This window comes from Comamonas testosteroni (genome assembly GCF_014076415.1).
In the GTDB taxonomy this organism is placed as follows: domain Bacteria; phylum Pseudomonadota; class Gammaproteobacteria; order Burkholderiales; family Burkholderiaceae_C; genus Comamonas; species Comamonas testosteroni_F.
Genome location: NZ_CP043568.1, coordinates 1,222,570 through 1,240,091 on the forward strand (window position 1 = coordinate 1,222,570; position 17,522 = coordinate 1,240,091).

General features: G+C 62.8%; 16 protein-coding genes. 4 read left to right on the plus strand and 12 right to left on the minus strand.

Annotated elements, in window-relative coordinates; all coding sequences use genetic code 11:
• Nucleotides 1-34: 34 nt before the first annotated feature.
• From F0P97_RS05530 to purT, 3 genes are all read left to right on the plus strand, one after another.
• On the plus strand, nt 35-505 hold the full coding sequence (locus F0P97_RS05530) for a hypothetical protein (RefSeq protein ID WP_003057958.1): 471 nt from the start codon (nt 35-37) through the stop codon (nt 503-505).
• Nucleotides 506-619: 114 nt separating this feature from the next.
• The gene (locus tag F0P97_RS05535) at nt 620-973 is read left to right on the plus strand and encodes a hypothetical protein (protein WP_182285966.1); all 354 of its coding nucleotides are present in this window, start codon (nt 620-622) and stop codon (nt 971-973) included.
• Nucleotides 974-1,105: 132 nt separating this feature from the next.
• A complete protein-coding gene (purT, locus tag F0P97_RS05540) occupies nt 1,106-2,323 on the plus strand; it encodes a formate-dependent phosphoribosylglycinamide formyltransferase (RefSeq protein WP_182285967.1) in 1,218 nt (405 codons plus the stop codon).
• A 61-nt stretch (nt 2,324-2,384) separates the two neighbouring features.
• On the opposite strand, the gene F0P97_RS05545 is transcribed toward purT, so the two are convergent.
• The 6 genes from F0P97_RS05545 to F0P97_RS05570 form a co-directional block, all read right to left on the minus strand.
• Nucleotides 2,385-3,041, minus strand: a complete 657-nt coding sequence (locus F0P97_RS05545) for a mechanosensitive ion channel family protein (RefSeq protein ID WP_182285969.1) — start codon at nt 3,039-3,041, stop codon at nt 2,385-2,387.
• Nucleotides 3,042-3,179: 138 nt separating this feature from the next.
• The gene (locus tag F0P97_RS05550) at nt 3,180-4,118 is read right to left on the minus strand and encodes a diguanylate cyclase domain-containing protein (protein WP_003064229.1); all 939 of its coding nucleotides are present in this window, start codon (nt 4,116-4,118) and stop codon (nt 3,180-3,182) included.
• A gap of 233 nt (nt 4,119-4,351) precedes the next feature.
• A complete protein-coding gene (locus F0P97_RS05555) occupies nt 4,352-5,380 on the minus strand; it encodes a hypothetical protein (protein ID WP_182285971.1) in 1,029 nt (342 codons plus the stop codon).
• Between the two features lie 107 nt (nt 5,381-5,487).
• Nucleotides 5,488-6,324, minus strand: coding sequence for a class II glutamine amidotransferase (locus F0P97_RS05560; RefSeq protein WP_182285973.1), 837 nt, complete (start codon nt 6,322-6,324; stop codon nt 5,488-5,490).
• A 180-nt stretch (nt 6,325-6,504) separates the two neighbouring features.
• Nucleotides 6,505-8,049, minus strand: a complete 1,545-nt coding sequence (gene lysS, locus F0P97_RS05565; protein WP_182285974.1) for a lysine--tRNA ligase — start codon at nt 8,047-8,049, stop codon at nt 6,505-6,507.
• A 242-nt stretch (nt 8,050-8,291) separates the two neighbouring features.
• Nucleotides 8,292-8,942 carry an LON peptidase substrate-binding domain-containing protein gene (locus F0P97_RS05570; protein WP_182285976.1) on the minus strand — a complete coding sequence of 217 codons (651 nt, stop codon included), beginning with the start codon at nt 8,940-8,942 and terminating at the stop codon, nt 8,292-8,294.
• Nucleotides 8,943-9,002: 60 nt separating this feature from the next.
• Between F0P97_RS05570 and F0P97_RS05575 the strand changes: the two genes are divergently transcribed.
• Nucleotides 9,003-9,569, plus strand: a complete 567-nt coding sequence (locus F0P97_RS05575) for a YggT family protein (RefSeq protein WP_182285978.1) — start codon at nt 9,003-9,005, stop codon at nt 9,567-9,569.
• 168 nt (nt 9,570-9,737) lie between these two features.
• Here F0P97_RS05575 and accD read toward each other — a convergent pair whose 3' ends face one another.
• From accD to F0P97_RS05605, 6 genes are all read right to left on the minus strand, one after another.
• Nucleotides 9,738-10,613, minus strand: coding sequence for an acetyl-CoA carboxylase, carboxyltransferase subunit beta (accD, locus tag F0P97_RS05580; protein WP_182285979.1), 876 nt, complete (start codon nt 10,611-10,613; stop codon nt 9,738-9,740).
• Between the two features lie 187 nt (nt 10,614-10,800).
• The gene (trpA, locus tag F0P97_RS05585; RefSeq protein ID WP_034364947.1) at nt 10,801-11,610 is read right to left on the minus strand and encodes a tryptophan synthase subunit alpha; all 810 of its coding nucleotides are present in this window, start codon (nt 11,608-11,610) and stop codon (nt 10,801-10,803) included.
• Nucleotides 11,607-12,899, minus strand: coding sequence for a tryptophan synthase subunit beta (gene trpB, locus F0P97_RS05590; protein ID WP_182285980.1), 1,293 nt, complete (start codon nt 12,897-12,899; stop codon nt 11,607-11,609). The genes trpA and trpB overlap by 4 nt, the downstream gene beginning before the upstream one ends.
• Nucleotides 12,824-13,609 (minus strand): phosphoribosylanthranilate isomerase, encoded by a 786-nt coding sequence (locus F0P97_RS05595; protein WP_182285982.1) that lies wholly within the window; start codon nt 13,607-13,609, stop codon nt 12,824-12,826. The genes trpB and F0P97_RS05595 overlap by 76 nt, the downstream gene beginning before the upstream one ends.
• A 42-nt stretch (nt 13,610-13,651) precedes the next feature.
• Nucleotides 13,652-14,482, minus strand: a complete 831-nt coding sequence (gene truA / locus F0P97_RS05600) for a tRNA pseudouridine(38-40) synthase TruA (RefSeq protein ID WP_182285984.1) — start codon at nt 14,480-14,482, stop codon at nt 13,652-13,654.
• A gap of 40 nt (nt 14,483-14,522) precedes the next feature.
• The gene (locus tag F0P97_RS05605) at nt 14,523-17,432 is read right to left on the minus strand and encodes a FimV/HubP family polar landmark protein (protein ID WP_182285986.1); all 2,910 of its coding nucleotides are present in this window, start codon (nt 17,430-17,432) and stop codon (nt 14,523-14,525) included.
• Between the last annotated feature and the right edge of the window lie 90 nt (nt 17,433-17,522).

The following is a 17,522-nucleotide window of genomic DNA, read 5'->3' on the forward strand; positions in this document are numbered from 1 at the left end:
TGCGCGCACTTTCGGCGCGCCGGAGAAATTCAGCATGGACCGACATGAAGAAGCCGTGATGCAGCTGCTCACGGCCAACGGTGAGACTTTTGTGGCCCCCAAGTACGAGGTGGCCGATGGCTGGCAATGCCCGGCCTTCGTGGCATTGCGCCCGGCTCGTCGCCAGGTCTATGTGGTCGAGGTATCGGCTTCCGGCTATCCGCTGGCGCTGGTCAACCGTCTCAACGAGCGGGTCGAGAAATGGTATGCCCCGCTGCTTTCGCAGCTGCACGGCCTGGGCATCACGCAGCCCGACTGGGAGATCGCCTGCCTGGTATTTGTGCGCAGCGATCAGATCGACTGGCTCAAGGAACGCGTCAAGGACTTGAGCGGCGTTCATGTGCTCGGCCTGGAGCAGGCCAGCAGCCCCTGGGTCTGGGACGATGCGGTCTGGACTTCCGAGATGCGGTTCGACGCGGGAAGTATTCCGCAGCGTGGGGGCAAGGCCGTCGGTCTGACGCATTGATGTCATCTGGATATTTCCATGAAATTGGCCTCAATCCATTTTTATGGAGGCTTTTTTTGCTATCAATGTGATAGTTTTAAAAGCCATGAACACCACTCGCTTGCAGGTAGGCAGATGACTCTTTTCCGAATTCTGATCGCGGCGGCTTTGACCGCCTGCGCCGCTGCCGTCCAGGCTGCTGACTGGCAGATCTGCGATCTCAAGGTGCAGGTGCGAGAAAAGCAAAGCGGTGGTCGTGCGTTGCAGACCCGCGTGCTCGAAGCCAAAGCCAGCGGCGATGCCGAGTGTCCGCAACCGGGCACGGCGCTGAGCTTCAGGCCAGAAACGGTGGACTATCAAAGCGAGCTGCCGCGCAGGCAGTGGCCCAGTCCTGGCGCAGCCGTGACGGTACGCTACCGCTATCTGGACGGGCAATGCAAGAATCGCGGTGCCTGCCGCATCGAGCATTACTCGCCGATGCCGCACTGAATCTTCAATCAGCCGCGCCATGCGCTTCATAGCTCGGCGCTGAAAGCGGCTGAATTGCCAAGCCGCAGCCAGGAAAGGGTTACCTGCTCGCCTATGATCGGGTGCTTGGCCCCATATATGCAGGATGCAACCATGACCACCCTAGGAACCCCTCTCTCCCCCAATGCCACCAAAGTCATGCTGCTGGGCAGCGGCGAACTGGGCAAGGAAGTGCTGATTGCCCTGCAGCGCCTGGGCGTGGAAACCATTGCTGTGGACCGTTATGAAAACGCGCCTGGCCAGCAGGTGGCCCACCATGCGCGCACCATCACCATGAGCGATCCGGCCCAGCTCAAGGCGCTGATCGAAGAGGTCAAGCCCGATCTGGTCGTGCCCGAGATAGAAGCCATTGCCACGCCCATGCTGGAAGAGCTGGAGGCCGCAGGCATCATCACCTGCATTCCCACGGCCCGCGCCGCGCGTCTGACCATGGACCGTGAAGGTATTCGCCGTCTGGCTGCTGAAACCCTGGGCCTGCCCACCAGCCCCTATCGTTTCTGCGACTCCCTGGCCGAGCTGCAGGCCGCGATCGACGGCAGCGACGGCCAGCCCGCCATCGGCTACCCCTGTGTGGTCAAGCCTGTGATGAGCAGCTCGGGCAAGGGCCAGAGCAAGATCGACGGCCCGGCCGATGTGGCCAAGGCCTGGGATTACGCCATGGCCGGCGGCCGTGTCGCCAAGGGCCGCGTGATCGTCGAAGGCTTTATCGACTTCGATTACGAAATCACCCAGCTCACCGTGCGCGCCAAGGGCGCGGATGGCCAGATCGAAACCCATTTCTGCGACCCCGTGGGTCATGTCCAGCAGGCCGGCGATTATGTGGAAAGCTGGCAGCCTCACCCCATGCATCCAGCAGCGCTGGAGAAATCGCGCCAGATTGCCAAGGCCGTCACCGACGACCTGGGCGGCCTGGGTCTGTTTGGCGTGGAACTGTTTGTGAAGGGTGAGCAGGTCTGGTTCAGCGAAGTCTCGCCACGCCCTCATGACACAGGTCTGGTGACGCTGTGCACGCAGTGGCAAAGCGAGTTCGAGTTGCATGCCCGCGCGATTCTGGGTCTGCCTGTGGATGCCAGCCTGCGCAACCCCGGAGCCAGTGCCGTGATCTACGGCGGTCAGGATGCCGAAGGCCTGGTGTTTGATGGTGTGGAGCAAGCCCTGGCAGTGCCTGGCACCGATTTGCGCCTCTTCGGCAAGCCCGAGAGCTTTGTCAAGCGTCGCATGGGCGTGGCCCTGGCGCGCGCCAGCGATGTGGAGCAGGCCCGTGTGAATGCCAAGCTGGCTGCGAGCAAGGTCAGGCCGCGTCTGCCTTGATGGAATCAAAAAAGGGCTTCTCAGGAAGCCCTTTTGCATGGAGGCCGGGTCTCAGCCGCTCTCAGCCCGAGGCAGCTGCGCTGCCGCCAGGAGTCGTGATTGCCACGGCGCACGCTTCTTCCTGGCTGGTGGCTGGCGTGTTCTCCGTCACCATCGGCATCCCGCCTTTCCAGCGGCGAATGACACGCTGGAAGATCAGTGAGTTGGGAATCTGCAGCAGATTGGGCATGCCTGCCGGTGCGCTGTCATCCTGCAAGGTGATGTAGAGCATATTGAGATCGATCACGCGGCCCTTGGCGCCAGGCTTCTCGGCAGTGTCGAGCACCTCGATATAGTCGCCCAGGCGGAAGGGACCGACGGTGACGATCAGCAGCGCGCAAAACAGATTGGAGAGCACGCTCCAGGCTGCGAAGAAGGCAACGGCACCCACTGTGGCAAAGCCGGTGAAAGCCGTCCAGAGCACGGTAGCCGACATGCCCAGGCGCTCCAGAATCGCCAGTATGGCGGCGGCGATGATGATCCAGCGAAACACGCCGCGCAGCGGCATGAGCAGCTCATGAGGCAGGTCATATGCCTTGCCTGCGCGCGAGATGATGCGCTTGATGAGCCAGTTGATCAGCCAGGCCACCAGGATGATGAGAAAGATCTGAACCCCGGGAATCAGGATTTCAAGCCAGTCCTGCATCCAATCGGGCAGGCGCATTTGAAGACGACGCATAACCAGTCACTCGAGAAAAACGGCAGAGGTCAGCCCCGAAGGGCTGACAGGACAATGCGCCAATCCTAGCGTCTCTTGAGAGCGGAGCTGGTAAGTGTCGATTGGGTAGGCCGTGCCGCAACGCTGCCTGGCGGACTGCTAGATCTGTCTCTGCTCTATGGTGTCCATCTGCATCTCGAAGCTGAAGAAGCGGTTGCGCCCTTGAGACTTGGCGGCATACAGGGCTTCGTCAGCCCGCATCAGCATGGATTCGGCGCTGGTGTGCTCGTCGGGAATGCAGGTGGTAATGCCGCCGGAGAGGGTCAGCGGAATATCCTCGGCGGCTCCTGGCGGGCGAATCTTGAGGAACTTGAGCATTTGGCCGAGAGCGCGTGCGAAGGTCATCGAGCCGGAGCGCGGGGTATTGGGCAGGATCATGGCAAACTCTTCACCGCCGTAGCGTGCGGCGATGTCGCGCGGGCGCACGCAGACTTCGCGCAGCAGACGCCCGACCTGCTTGAGGCATTCGTCACCCTGGACATGGCCGTAGGTATCGTTGAAGTGCTTGAAGTGATCGAGGTCGCAAAGCATCAGCGTCAGTGGCCTGCTCTCGCGCCTTGCCGCAGCAATTTCGGCATGCAGCATGCGATCGAGGCCCCGGCGATTGACCAGACCCGTGAGCGCATCGAGCTCCACCATTTCGTTGAGCTTTTGATTCGCCAGATGCAGCTCTGCAGAGACCGTGACCAGGCGGCGGCGCATGTCCAGCAGGCGGCGCATGGCGCGCAGCTTGGCGACCAGCACAATGGGTTTGACGGGTTTGACCAGATAGTCGTCGCCACCCGCTTCAATGCCGCGCCAGACGTCAAGATCGTTGTCCAGGCCGGAGAGAAAGATGATGGGGGTCCACTCCCCGGGCTCGGCCTCGCGCAGCTGACGCGCGACCCAGTAGCCGTCTTCGCCGGGGAGGCGGATGTCCAGCAGCACCAGATCGGGTCTTTCGCTGCGAAACAGTGCCAGCGCGGTGCGGCCGTTTTCGGCTTCCAGCACCTGGGTCACGCCGGCCTGGCGAAGTTCCGTCACCAGAGCAGCGCGCATGACTGCCTGATCCTCGACGACCAGTACGGAGAATGGGGTTGCAGAATCGGGTGACGAGAACCGTGCCCCGCTGGATTCGATGGCAGACAAAGCTGATGCGGAAGATGGCTGAGCTGTCATGGGAGGAAGATCAGGGTCGGACGCATCTGTGGTTCAGGCATGTTCCGAAAAATATATTGTTACCTTATACGCCGGTTTAGGGCAACAGGCTTTGCGAATGGTCACGGAGATACTCAGGCCAATGCCAGCGTGGAGTGCGCCTTGCTGCTTTCATCGTGCCAGATGACAAAAGTCTGTGCCGTCGGGCACTGCGTCGTCGCACCCAGCTGGTCGATAAAGCGACAGGCCGCGAACTGCGCCGATCTGGCCTCGTAGTCCGATACCCACTGCTGGCGCGAAGCCTGTGAGGCGGCCGGCAGGGGCCAGCGCCTTTCCTGGGTGGACAGGCCATTCAGGCCCATGCGCCAGGGTTTGCCGCTGACACGAGCGCGAAAGCACTGCTGCTGGTTGCACAGCATGGCGTAGAGAGGGTCAACCTCGAGTTGCTGGAACAGCGCCTGAACCTCGGGGGAAGAGGGGCTGAATGCGGCGTGAGTGACAATGACGCGCAATCCTTTGGGCGTTTCGTAGACGCGCAGGCCCCAATCCGGGTGTCCGACCGCAAAAGCCTGAACCTTTGCCAGAGCGGCATCGATGGGCGGTGGCTGCAGGGCTTCGGCGCGCCGCGCATGGCGGGCATGCAACCATTGCTTGAGGCCCGACCAGAAGACCAGGCCGATGCCGGCCACCAGCAGCATCAATATCGCGGCACCGAGACTCCAGGTCAGCGGGGTCATCCACAGCCAGGGCAGGGCCAGAGCCAGCAGCAGCGACGAGATGACAGGGAAGCGGGCAGGCTTTTTCTGCCGCGGAAAGTCGATATCGGCAATGGCCACGTTCTCTGTATTCAGGCAGTGTGCGCCATAGCTGTTGCGGGTCAAGACGGACTCATCACGCCGCTCCAGCACCTCTTCGCGAATGGGTGTGCCGCCGTCCAGCCCGTATTCACCACGCCATTCCATGCGCTCGAACCCCGCATCGAGGTGGCGTTGCGTGGGGGCGGCCAGCACGGCGTCCAGCGCGTCCTGGGCTCGTTGCTGCGCATGGTTCTCTGCTTCCTGCTGGCTGTGGTCGGACCAGCCCCAACGCTGGACGGTCGCGCCGTGGCGTTGGCCGGTTGCATGGCGCAGCCGCGCTTGCGCCCAGTATTGAGGGATATGCATGGTGGGCCAGTATAGCCATGGGGCTGATGCCACTGTCGCTGGCCAGATGGCCGACAGCGATTGGATGAGCTTGCGCCGGGCTTTGGCTTGCGCGGCTGAACAGGCTCTCAGGATTGAATGGGCGCGAACGGCAGGTAGTCGATCTGCGTGCCACGCACGACGATCGCCGTCGACTCGGGCACCTGTGCCCAGGCCTGCGGCAGATCGACCAGCGGCTCGGACACGATCAAATACGCATCGTCACCAACGGCCGCGATGCGCGGGTCGTCGGGGTAGAGCGCGTGAAGATGCTTGAAGGAGGTGCTGTGATAGAGCGAGCGCGGCGACTGGCCTTCGCTCGCGTAGCGCACGGCCACCAGTTGCTCGCCATCGCTGGCACACACGGTCATGCTCAGCGGGTGAGCTATCCCGTGGCTGCGCGCCGTGGTCTCGACAAAGCCCGCCATGCGCGCGATGGCCGGCACAGGACTGTGCTCCAGCCCGAAACTCATGGCCAGAAGAAACATGGTCTCCGAGTCCGTCGAGCCTTCCAGCGAGGTGAAGAACTGCGGATCGATGGCCATGAGCAGATCGCGCCGTACCAGAGGAAAGTCCTCGATCATGCCGTTGTGCATGAACATCCAGCGCCGGTGGCGGAAGGGATGGCAGTTGGTCTCCTGCACAGGCGTATGCGTTGCCGCGCGAACATGCGCAAGAAACATGGGCGCCGACACGGCGCGCGACAGCTCGCGCAGGTTGTGATCGTGCCAGGCCGGCTGGATGCAGCGATAGCGAAAGGGCATGTCGCGCGGATGCTGGTACCAGCCCAGTCCGAAGCCATCGCCATTGGTCGTCGTCGCTCCGAATCTCGAATGCAGGCTTTGGTCGATCAGCGAATGGCGTGCGTGGAACAGCATTGTTTCCAGGGAAACAGGATTGCCGGTATAGGCCAGCCAACGACACATGGCGCTCTCCTTGTGGACATGGAACCGAGGATTCATCCTATCGGCACCAGACGCCACCGGGGCAATACCGGTATTTTGCTGATTTTTAATAGCTGGTAGCGCCTGCTCTGCCTGGTTTTCAGTAATAAAAGTATCTGAAAACCAAGACAGTCAAGCGCTAACAGCTATCAATTTTCAGGCTTACTGTTCGCGGCGCAGGGCAGGGAACAGAATCACGTCGCGGATGCTGGCGCTGTCGGTCAGCAGCATCATGAAGCGGTCGATACCGATGCCGCAGCCGCCGGTGGGGGGCATGCCGTACTCGAGTGCGCGCACAAAGTCGTGGTCGAAGTACATGGCTTCGTCGTCGCCGCCGTCCTTGGCTTCCACCTGGGCATTGAAGCGGGCGGCCTGGTCTTCGGCGTCATTGAGCTCGGAGAAACCGTTGCCGAATTCGCGGCCGGTGATGTAGAGCTCGAAGCGCTCGGTCACTTCGGGACGCTCGTCGTTGGCACGCGCCAGTGGCGAGATCTCGGTGGGGTGTTCCATGATGAAGGTGGGGTTCCACAGCTTCTCTTCCACCACCTCTTCGAAGTACAGCACCTGCAGGCTGGCCAGGGTGCGGGTGGACAGCTTGTCCTTGTCTTCCTTCATGCCCAGCTTCTTCAGGGCATTGGTCAGCCATTCGCGGTTGGCCACGTTGTCGCCGGCTTCGGTGTACTTGACGATGGCTTCGGGGATGGTCAGGCGCTCGAAGGGCTTGGCCAGGTCCACGGGCTTGCCGCCATAGCTCAGCGAAAGAGTCCCCACGGCCTTGATGGCTGCGTCGCGGATCAGCTTTTCGGTGTAGTCCATCAGGTCCTGGTAGTTCCAGTAGGCCGCGTAGAACTCCATCATGGTGAACTCGGGGTTGTGGCGCACCGAGATACCTTCGTTGCGGAAGTTGCGGTTGATCTCGAACACGCGCTCGAAGCCGCCGACGATCAGGCGCTTGAGGTAGAGCTCAGGCGCGATGCGCAGGTACATCTCCTGGTCCAGCGCATTGTGGTGGGTGATGAAGGGCTTGGCATTGGCACCGCCGGGGATGGGGTGCAGCATGGGTGTCTCGACTTCGAGGAAGCCGTGTTCGACCATGAAGTCGCGGATGCCGGCCACAGCCTTGCTGCGGGCCACGAAGCGCTTGCGAGCCTCCTCGTCGGTCATCAGGTCCACATAGCGCTGGCGCACCTTCTGCTCCAGGTCTGCCATGCCGTGGAACTTGTCGGGCATGGGGCGCAGGCTCTTGGTGAGCAGGCGGATTTTCGTGGCCTTGATCGACAGCTCGCCGGTCTTGGTCTTCATCAGCTGACCTTCGACGGAGATGATGTCGCCCAGATCCCATTTCTTGAAGTCGGCGTAGACCTCTTCACCCACGGCATCGCGGGTGACATAGGCCTGGATACGACCCGTGGCGTCCTGTACGGTGGCAAAGCTGGCCTTGCCCATCACGCGCTTGAGCATCATGCGGCCAGCCACGCTGACGGCGACGGCTGCAGCGTCCAGAGCTTCGGCATCCTTGTCGCTGTGCTCGGCGATCAGGGCTGCGGCGCGGTGCTCGGGCTTGAAATCGTTGGGAAAGGCAACGCCGCCGTTGGCCTTGGAGGACTCGCGCAGGGCTTTGAGTTTTTCGCGGCGCTCGGCGATGAGTTTGTTTTCGTCCTGAGGGGCGGTGTTTTCTGCCGCAGAAGAGATGTTTTGTTCAGTCATGAAAAGAGAGCGCCAGCGACAAGCGCCGGTTGGAGGCCAGGAATAAGGGCGCGGCAAGGATAGCCGCTGCCCGAAACCGGTGATTTTAAGTTTTTTGCCGAGTCAGCGGTAAGCGACCGGGCAAAGCGCTCGCAGGAACTGCGGAATGTCGCCTCCATGGCCCAGACTGCCGCCGGGCAAGCCAGCTGAATGCTGCCGAAAAAGTAGTGTTTCTACGCCGCCGCTAAAGGGAGGAGCCCAATTCAGGCTTCCTCCTGCGGGCCTGATCCGGTAATGCCGCTTTGCTCCAGCACATCGGCAATCAGCTCCAGTCGCAGCAGCGGGGCATCCAATGTCATGAGCTGCTGCTTGACCCGCACCGGCAGGGGCAGCATCTCGGCCCAGCGATTGGCAACCCAGGCGCAGTCGTGCATCTGCGTCGGAGTGGGCAGTTGCGCGTGGTCGGGGTCGTGGGCCTGCAGGTTCAGCAAGGCCTGAGCCAGTGCATAGGAGGTGCTGAGCAAATGCTTGGGAACAGTGACCTTGGGGTCGTCGGGCAGCATGGCGACATCGGCTACCCACAGGCCATGCGGCAACTGCCAGCAGCGCTGGATATGAAAGCGCTGGATGCCCTTGCATTGCAGGTGTAGCAGTCCGGGCTGGGGGGAGTCGAGCCGGGCGATATGGGCCAGCACGCCCTCCGAGTGCAGGCGCTCGGTCTGGGCGCCGGCCTTGCGTACCTCCTGTCCCGACTGCAGCGCAACCACGCCGAAAGGGGCGTCGGCATGCTGGCATTTGCGGATCATGTCCAGATAACGCACCTCGAAGACCTGCAGGCTCAGCAGGCCTTCGGGAAACAGCACCGTGTTCAGCGGGAACAGGGGCAGGGAATGAAGACTTTGCGTATCGGTCATGGTGCCCGGCTATCATCCCACGAATGGGTGAGTTGCTCACTGTTTTCTGAATTGGGTCACATGCTGTTTGAAATCGTTCTGTTCCTGCTGGATGTCGTCGTCGGCTTGATCACCGGCGCCTGTCTGCTGCGCATGTATATGCAGGCGCAGCGCGTGCCGTTCGGCAACCCCGTGGGGCAGCTGGTCTTTGCGCTGAGCGACTGGATCGTCATGCCGCTGCGCAAGATCGTGCCCGCCAAGGGCCGCTGGGACAAATCCAGCCTGATTGCTGCCCTGCTGCTGCAACTGGCGCAGGTGCTGCTGATCTGGCTGCTGCTGGGTGCCAAGGGCTCGGTGCTGGCGCTGCCCTGGCTGGCTTTTTGCGGACTGGTCAAGGTCATCCTGTCCGGCATGATGGGCATCTTGCTGATCTACGCCATCCTGTCCTGGGTTCAGCCCTATTCCCCCATCTACGGCGTGCTGCAGCGTCTGGCGGAGCCGCTGGTGGCACCGATCCGCAAGGTGGTGCCCCTGATAGGCAATGTGGACTTTTCTGCTCTGATTGCCCTGATCGGCCTGCAGGTGCTGCTGATGGTGCTCAACTATGTGCAGGCCGGCGGTCTGTCCATGATTGCAGGTGTGCGCTAAGGGCGCTGCCCGGGCCGGGAAAGCCGCATCGCCTTGAGGGAAGTCTCGTCAGTTCCAAAGCCTCTTCTGAGGTTCTTTGTGAATGTCCCGAGGCGATGAAGCCGACAAAAAAAACGGCTGACGCAGATGAATGCTGCGTCAGCCGTTTTGCTTTTTGCTCGTCCGGGCTTATTGCACGGCGTCCGCAGGCAGACGTTGCAGCATGGCCAGAGAGCTGGAGACGCGATCGCGCAGCTCGCGGCGGTCGACGATCATGTCCACGGCGCCCTTGTCCTGCAGGAATTCGGCGCGCTGGAAGCCTTCGGGCAGCTTCACGCGCACGGTGGTTTCGATCACGCGAGGGCCGGCAAAGCCGATCAGGGCCTTGGGTTCGGCGATCACGATATCGCCCACGAAGGCGAAGCCGGCGGACACACCGCCCATGGTCGGGTCGGTCAGCACGGAGATATAGGGCAGGCCCTTCTTGGCCAGACGTGTCAGTGCTGCATTGGTCTTGGCCATTTGCATCAGCGACAGCAGGCCTTCCTGCATGCGGGCACCGCCGGTGGCAGTGAAGCAGATGAAAGGCACTTTCTGCTCGATGGCGGTTTCCACGCCGCGCACAAAGCGTTCGCCGACCACGGAGCCCATGGAGCCGCCCATGAAGTCGAACTCGAAGCAGGCTACGACCACATTGATGCTCTTGACGGAGCCACCCATGACGATCAGTGCGTCGGTCTCGCCAGTGTTCTCCAGCGCTTCCTTCAGACGCTCGGGGTACTTTCGGCTGTCCTTGAATTTCAGCGGGTCGACAGGAATGACTTCCTGTGCGATTTCATAGCGGCCTTCGGCGTCGAGGAAATGGTTCAGACGCGCGCGCGCACCGATGCGGTGGTGGTGGCCGCAGGTCGGGCAGACGTTCTGGTTCTTTTCCAGATCGGTCTTGTACAGAACGGTTTCGCAGCTGGGGCACTTGATCCACAGACCTTCGGGAATCTGCTGGTGGCGTTCCGTCGGATTGGTCTGCTGGATTTTTGCAGGCAGAAGTTTTTCAAGCCAGGACATGGTTATTTCCTTTTCAGTTTCCACTGCACTGCGCGCCACCCGCAACCCATGAGAGCGGCGCGGCGCAGGCACTGGCGCAATCCCGGTCAGGGACAGCGAGCAAGGGCCGCCCCGCTGCGAGGCTGTCGTCCCCCTTCAAGGGGGAAGCGGCAAAGCCGCTCAGGGGGTGGCTGATTTCAGGGCTGCATTATGCGTCGAGAGCCTTTCGCACACCACGCAGAAAGTCTATTGCCAGAGGCACGATCTTCTCGTGGGGCTGGTTGTCGAGCAGGTCAATGATGCGGCTGCCGATGATGACGGCGTCGGCAACCTGGCCCACGGTCTGTGCGGTCTGGGCATCGCGAATGCCGAAACCCACGCCCACGGGCACGCTGACATGCTGGCGAATGCGCGGCAGCATGGCCTCCACGGCCGAGGTGTCCAGAGCGCCCGAACCGGTCACGCCCTTGAGCGAGACATAGTAGACATAGCCGCTGGCCACGCGCGCCACCTGCTGCATGCGCTCGTCCGTGCTGGTGGGAGCCAGCAGGAAGATCAGGTCCATGTCGCGGGCCTTGAGCTTGGCTGCAAACTCCTCGCATTCCTCGGGCGGATAGTCCACGATCAGCACGCCATCGACGCCGGCTGCGGCGGCATGGTTGACGAAGGCATCTTCGCCATGGATCTGATCGTAGCGCTCCACGGGGTTGGCATAGCCCATGAGCACCACGGGCGTGGTCTGGTCCTTTTTGCGGAACTCGGCCACATAGGCCAGCACCTGGCTCAGACCCACGCCGTTGGCGATGGCCTTGTCGCCCGCACGCTGGATGGTGGGGCCGTCGGCCATGGGGTCGGAGAAGGGCACGCCCAGCTCGATCACGTCGGCACCGGCTTCCACCATGCCGTGCATGAGGGGCGGGGTGATGGCGGCGAACGGGAAACCTGCTGTCACATAGGGAATCAAGGCCTTGCGGCCTTCTTCCTTGAGCTTGTTGAAGGTGGCGGTAATTCGGCTCATAACTTGTTGCCCCCTGCGGCAGCCTTGGCCGCATCATGTCCGGGAGCGCCCTTGACGGTGAGGCCGCGCATGGAAGGGCGGTCGAAGTATTCGGCACCCGACAGGTCGGCCACGGTGCCGATGTCCTTGTCGCCGCGGCCGGAGAGGCTGACGAGAATCGACTGGTCGGCGCGCATGGTCTTGGCCAGCTTCATGGCATAGGCCACGGCGTGGCTGGACTCCAGAGCCGGGATGATGCCTTCGGCGCGGCACAGATAGTGGAAGGCATCCAGTGCTTCCTGGTCGGTGATGCCCACGTACTGGGCGCGACCGATTTCCTGCAGCCATGCATGTTCGGGGCCCACGCCGGGGTAATCCAGGCCGGCGCTCACCGAGTGGGTCTCGGTGATCTGGCCGTTTTCGTCCTGCAGGATGAAGGTGCGGTTGCCGTGCAGCACGCCCGAGCTGCCTTTTTGCAGCGAGGCCGAGTGTTTGCCGGATTCCAGGCCTTCGCCAGCCGCTTCCACGCCGAACAGCTTGGTGTCTTCGTAGGGGATATAGGGGTGGAAGATGCCCATGGCATTGCTGCCGCCGCCCACGCAGGCGACTACCGCGTCGGGCTGCTTGTCGGCGCCCAGGAACTCGGGCATCTGCGTCAGGCACTCGTCGCCGATGACCTTCTGGAAGTCGCGCACCATCATGGGGTAGGGGTGTGGGCCGGCCACGGTACCGATGATGTAGAAGGTGTTGTCCACATTGGCCACCCAGTCGCGCATGGCTTCGTTGAGCGCATCCTTCAGGGTCTTGCTGCCGGACTCCACGGGCACCACGGTCGCGCCCAGCAGCTTCATGCGGTAGACATTGGGGCTCTGGCGCTTCACGTCCTCGGCACCCATGTAGACGATGCACTCGAGGCCGTAGCGTGCACAGATGGTGGCTGTGGCCACGCCATGCTGGCCGGCGCCTGTCTCGGCAATGATGCGCGGCTTGCCCATGCGCTTGGCGAGCATGGCCTGGCCGATCACATTGTTGATCTTGTGTGCGCCTGTGTGGTTGAGGTCCTCGCGCTTCAGATAGATCTGCGCGCCGCCCATTTCACGGCTCATGCGCGAGGCGTGATAGACGGGCGAGGGACGACCTACATAGTGGGCCAGCTCGGACTGGAATTCGGCGATGAATTCGGGGTCGTTCTGATACTTTGCGTAGGCCTCACGCAGCTCGGTGAGAGCGTGGGTCAGGGTTTCGCTGGCGAAGCTGCCGCCGTAGCGACCGAAATGGCCGTGGACGTCGGGATACTGGTATTCAAACATGTGTCAGTCTGCAAAATTTGGGCATCAGCTGCGCGTACGGCAGCAATGAAGCAATGAATCTTGTGGGCATCCTTGATGCCTTTGAGAGGCTTGCCGTCGGGACCTTCGGCCTCGACACCAGAGCTCACATCAACGGCCAGAGACAACCCGCGAGGGCGCACTTGCAAGATGCCATCGGTCACGTTTGCAGGCGTGAGTCCACCAGACAAAACGAGGTGAGAGTCGACGCTTGTTGGCAGAAGTGACCAATTGAATGCCTTGCCGCCGCCACCATAACCATCGACATGGGCGTCGAGCAGGATGGCTTGGGCCTTTGAATAACGTTGGGCATATTCTACGAGGTCAAACTGCGCCGCATCGTCTCCAAGGGGTATGCGCGCTGCGCGCAACCAGGGCTGGATGCCCCGGGTGGAGGCTTCGCAATCCGCTGCCGATTCATCACCATGAAATTGCACGCAGGCGTTTGGTATCTGGTCGCAGGCAGCTATCACATTGGTAGCTGTTTCATTCACAAAGAGCAAAACAGGTGTGACAAAGGGCGGTAGTCGCCGGGCCAGCTCGGCCGCACGTTGCAGCGTCACGGCGCGCGGGCTTGGCGCATAGAGCACAAAGCCGACGGCGTCGGCTCCGGCGGCCACTGCAGCGTCGACATCCTGTTCGCGGGTCAGGCCGCAGATCTTGATGCGGGTGCGGGGGGCAATGGAAGACATGACAAGTCCCTGGCGTTGCAGCAATGGATGGTGCTTGGCCGCTCAGGGCAGCCAGGCAAACGGGGGAGTGTCTACAGGCAGGCCCCAGCGTGTATCGTAAATGGGGCCGAGAAAGTACAGCCCGTCAGGGGAGAAGGTGGGGGCTGCAACCTCACGCGAGCGTGCCTCCAGCACTTGCTGCATCCATTCCACGGGCTTGGAGCCCTGGCCCACGTAGATCAGGCAGCCCATGATGTTGCGGATCATGTGGTGCAAAAAGGCGCTGCCCTCGAACTCGAAACGCCAGTAGCCGCATTCCATCTGTCCGTCACGCATGGGGGCCTGGCCAGCGGAGCGGTAGTGGATGTCGATGCGGCGCAGGGTCTTGACCGGGCTCTTGGCCTGGCAGCCCGCGGCGCGAAAGGACGAAAAATCATGCTCGCCCAGCAGCAGATCGGCGGCTGCGCGCATGCGCTGCGCATCCAGAGTCTGAAACACCCAGCCCACCCGGCCATGGTCGACGCTGGGGCGCACAGGAGACTGCAGCAACACATAGGCATAGCGACGTGCGGTGGCACAGGCGCGGGAATGGAAACCATCCAGGCCGTCGGCCACCTCGGCCGCCCATTGCACGGCAATGTCCTTGGGCAGAAAGGTGTTGGTGCCGCGCACCCAGGAGTTGGGCGCGCGCTGCAACTCGGTGTCGAAGTGCACGACCTGCATCAGGCCGTGCACACCGGAATCGGTGCGACCGGCGCAGATGGTGGAGACTTCTTGAGCAGCAAAGCGGCCCAGGGCCGCTTCGAGTTTGTCTTGTACGGTGTTGCCATCGGGTTGGCTTTGCCAGCCGCGATAGGCCTGACCGTTGTAGCTGACGCCAAGAGCTATGCGCATGGCATGGCTCCCGGCGCGGGGTCTGAATGCATCAAATCAATCAACCAATCTGAGAGAGGAGGCTGTGAGCCTTGGCCTTGAGATCGCCATGGGCTTCGGCGATCACTTCCTCGATCAGTGTACGCGCTCCGTCGCTGTCGCCGATGGCATTGAACTCTTCGGCCAGGGCCAGCTTGGTGGCCAGCGGGTCCTCGGGTTCGGAAGGCGCCGGTACGGCATCTACAGCTGCAGCATCATCGGAGGTGCCCAGATCCAGCGACAGGCCGCTGAGGTCGAAAGTCACCTCGGGTTGTGCAGGAGCGGCGGCGGGGCTGTCGCTCTCCTCGGCGGGCTGCTGCAAGGTCAGGGCTTCGGCACCTTGCACTTCGTCCAGTTTCTCCAGGCCGGAGGATAGGTTCAGCGGGGCTGTTTCCTGTGCGCCGTCTGGCCCGGGCGGTGTCTGCAACGGCAGGGTGAAACTGTCGAGGTCGAACTCGAGCGCATTCAGAGAGCTTTGCTCGGCGGGGGCGGGAGTTGCGTCTGGGGCCGGGGCTTGAGATGCCGTGGAGGGCAGGCTGAACGAAGCCAGATCGTCGAGGTTCAGGTTCAGCCCATTGTCTGCTGCGGGGGCCGGCTCGGATGCGGTGACGGGAGTGTCCCACTGCGCCAGTGCCGCGAAATCCTGCTCGTTGGGCAAGGAAACGGGCTCGGAGGCCACGGGCGCTGCGCTGGCCGCAGTGTCGGGCAGGCCTGCTGGCAGTTCCAGATCCATGTCGAAGTCCATGCCGGCTGGCTCCGTGGGAGGGCCTTCGCGGCTGGCCGCCGCTTCGGCGGCCTGTGCGGCAGCCAATGCCGAGCCGAAGCCCACGGCGGCGGCCACGCCGCCTTGCAGGGCGGTCGATGGATCGGTGGGGCTGAAGGCGCTTGGGGTCGCAACTGCAGCTGCATGAGCTTGGGGGGCGCCGCCCAGTTGGTAGGTCAGATTGTCAGGATCCAGGATGCGGCCCTGATCGGCCAGCCGCTGCCATTCGGGGCCCTTGCCCTGGGTCAGGGCAAAGACGTTGTTGGCTACTGATGCGTAGGCCATGCGGTCATGGCGCTTGGCATAGATTTCAGCCAGCTTCTGGTGCAGCACCAGACGGTTGGGGTCGGTGCGCAGCGCTTCCTTGAGGATTTCCTCGGCCTGCAGGTCACGGCCGTAGGCCAGGTACACATCGGCTTCGGCCAGTGGGTCCACATCGCCGGCGTCGAGCTGGCTGGGAGAGTACTGCATGGACTGGCCCGACATCTGGCTGCTGCTGGTCGTGGTGTCCACGCGCTGGCCACCGCTGGCGCCGAAGAAGGAGTCCGCCGACAGCTGGCTGTCGCCCAGCGTGCTGTCCGCGCCTGCCGCAGCGGCTTTGCGACGCTGAGAAACACGGTAGCCGCCATAGCCCAGCAGCAGGGCCAGCAGTGCTGCACCAGCCAGCGGGATGGTCGGGTCTTCCATCAGGCTGTCGATAAAGCTGGGTTCTTCGGGAATGGGGGCCGGTGCCACCACAGGCTTGGGAGGTGCAACCGGTGCCGGTGCAGGCGCTGCAGGTTCGGCAGCGGTCTGTGCAGGTTCGCCTTCGGCCGGAGCGGGCGCAGGCGTGGTGTCGCCTGGCTTGCCGGCATCGGCTGCCGCAGTCTCGGGTGTGGCTGGTGCAGCAGATGTGGCAGCCGCATCGGCAGCCGGAGCGGGGGCAGGTGCTGCGGCATTGGTGGCGCTGGCAGCGGGCGCGGTGACTGCAGGGCTTGCCGCTGGTGCAGCTGCAGCCGGTGTGCCTGCTGCGGGAGCTGCGACCGTACCTGCAGGCTTGGTGGCTGCCGCAATCTGGCTCAGCTCGGCCATATTGCGCTTGAGCTCATCGGCGCGCGCAGACTGGTCTGCGGCCTGTTTTTGCTGGGCCACTTGCTCATCGGCAGCCACGCCCTTGACGGAGCCCTTGGACAGGGTCAGCTTGTCGGGGGCTGCGGTGGCGGCCTTGGCATCTGCAACATGGGCCTGAACCTGGCCGGAAGCGCTGCGCGATGCGGCTTCCACAGGAGCCACAGGCGCCACGCCAGCCAGTTGACGGCGGAACTGGTTGAAGTCCTGAGACTGGGCCGCCATGATCTGGCGTGCTTCCCTGGCCGAGGTGGCCTGGGCAGTGGCCTGATCGGGCAACTGGATTACCGCGCCGCTGCGCATGCGGTTGACATTGCCATTGACAAAGGCCTGCGGGTTGCTGCGCAGCATGGCGACCAGCATCTGATCGAGCGAGACGCCTGCTGGCTTGTGCGCTGCAGCAATGCGACCTGCGGTATCACCTGTCCTGACACGAACTTCATCACTGCTGCCCGCTGGTGTTGAAGCGCCGGCCTGGCGTTTTCGTTGAGGCTTGGTTGCAGCCTCGTCCTGATCGCGGTCATTGCGCAGGTCACGACCGGCCGTGTTGACAGGGCTGGACGCTGGACGTGCAGTCACGGCGGGACGCGCCGGCGTTGCCACGGCGGCAGGCGTGGCCTGGGCAGCGGTGGTGGGCGCAGGAGCAGGGCGGCGTGTTGCAGGGGGGTCGAGCAGCAAGGTGTAGTTGCGCTGCAGTTTGCCCGATGCCCAGTTGGCATCGATCACCAGGTCGACGAAGGGATCGTTGACCGGCTGAAAGCTGCTGAGCTTGAGCACGGCCGAGCCGTTGGCGCGTTTTTGCACCTGCACACGCACCGAGTTGGCCGTGCCTGTGAATTCCATGCCCTGGGCGCGGAATGCAGCTGGCGATGCAATGGCTGCCTGCAGGCTGTCAGCCTCGGCCGCGCTGAGTTGAGGGATCTCGACCTCGGCACGCAGAGGCTCGCCCAGAGCCGACTGCACCGTGATGCGGCCCAGTGCCAATGCCCATGCATCGGTGGCCGGGAGGCTTGACAGTGCGAGGGTGGCTGCGGCGAGCGCAGAAAGTTTCCAGCGTTGCATAGGGCTCAGACTTGATTCGTGCAGCCTACAGCCCTCTTGTTCTTGATCGGGTTTGTGGCTGCGGTGCACATAAAAATGGGAAATTCCAGC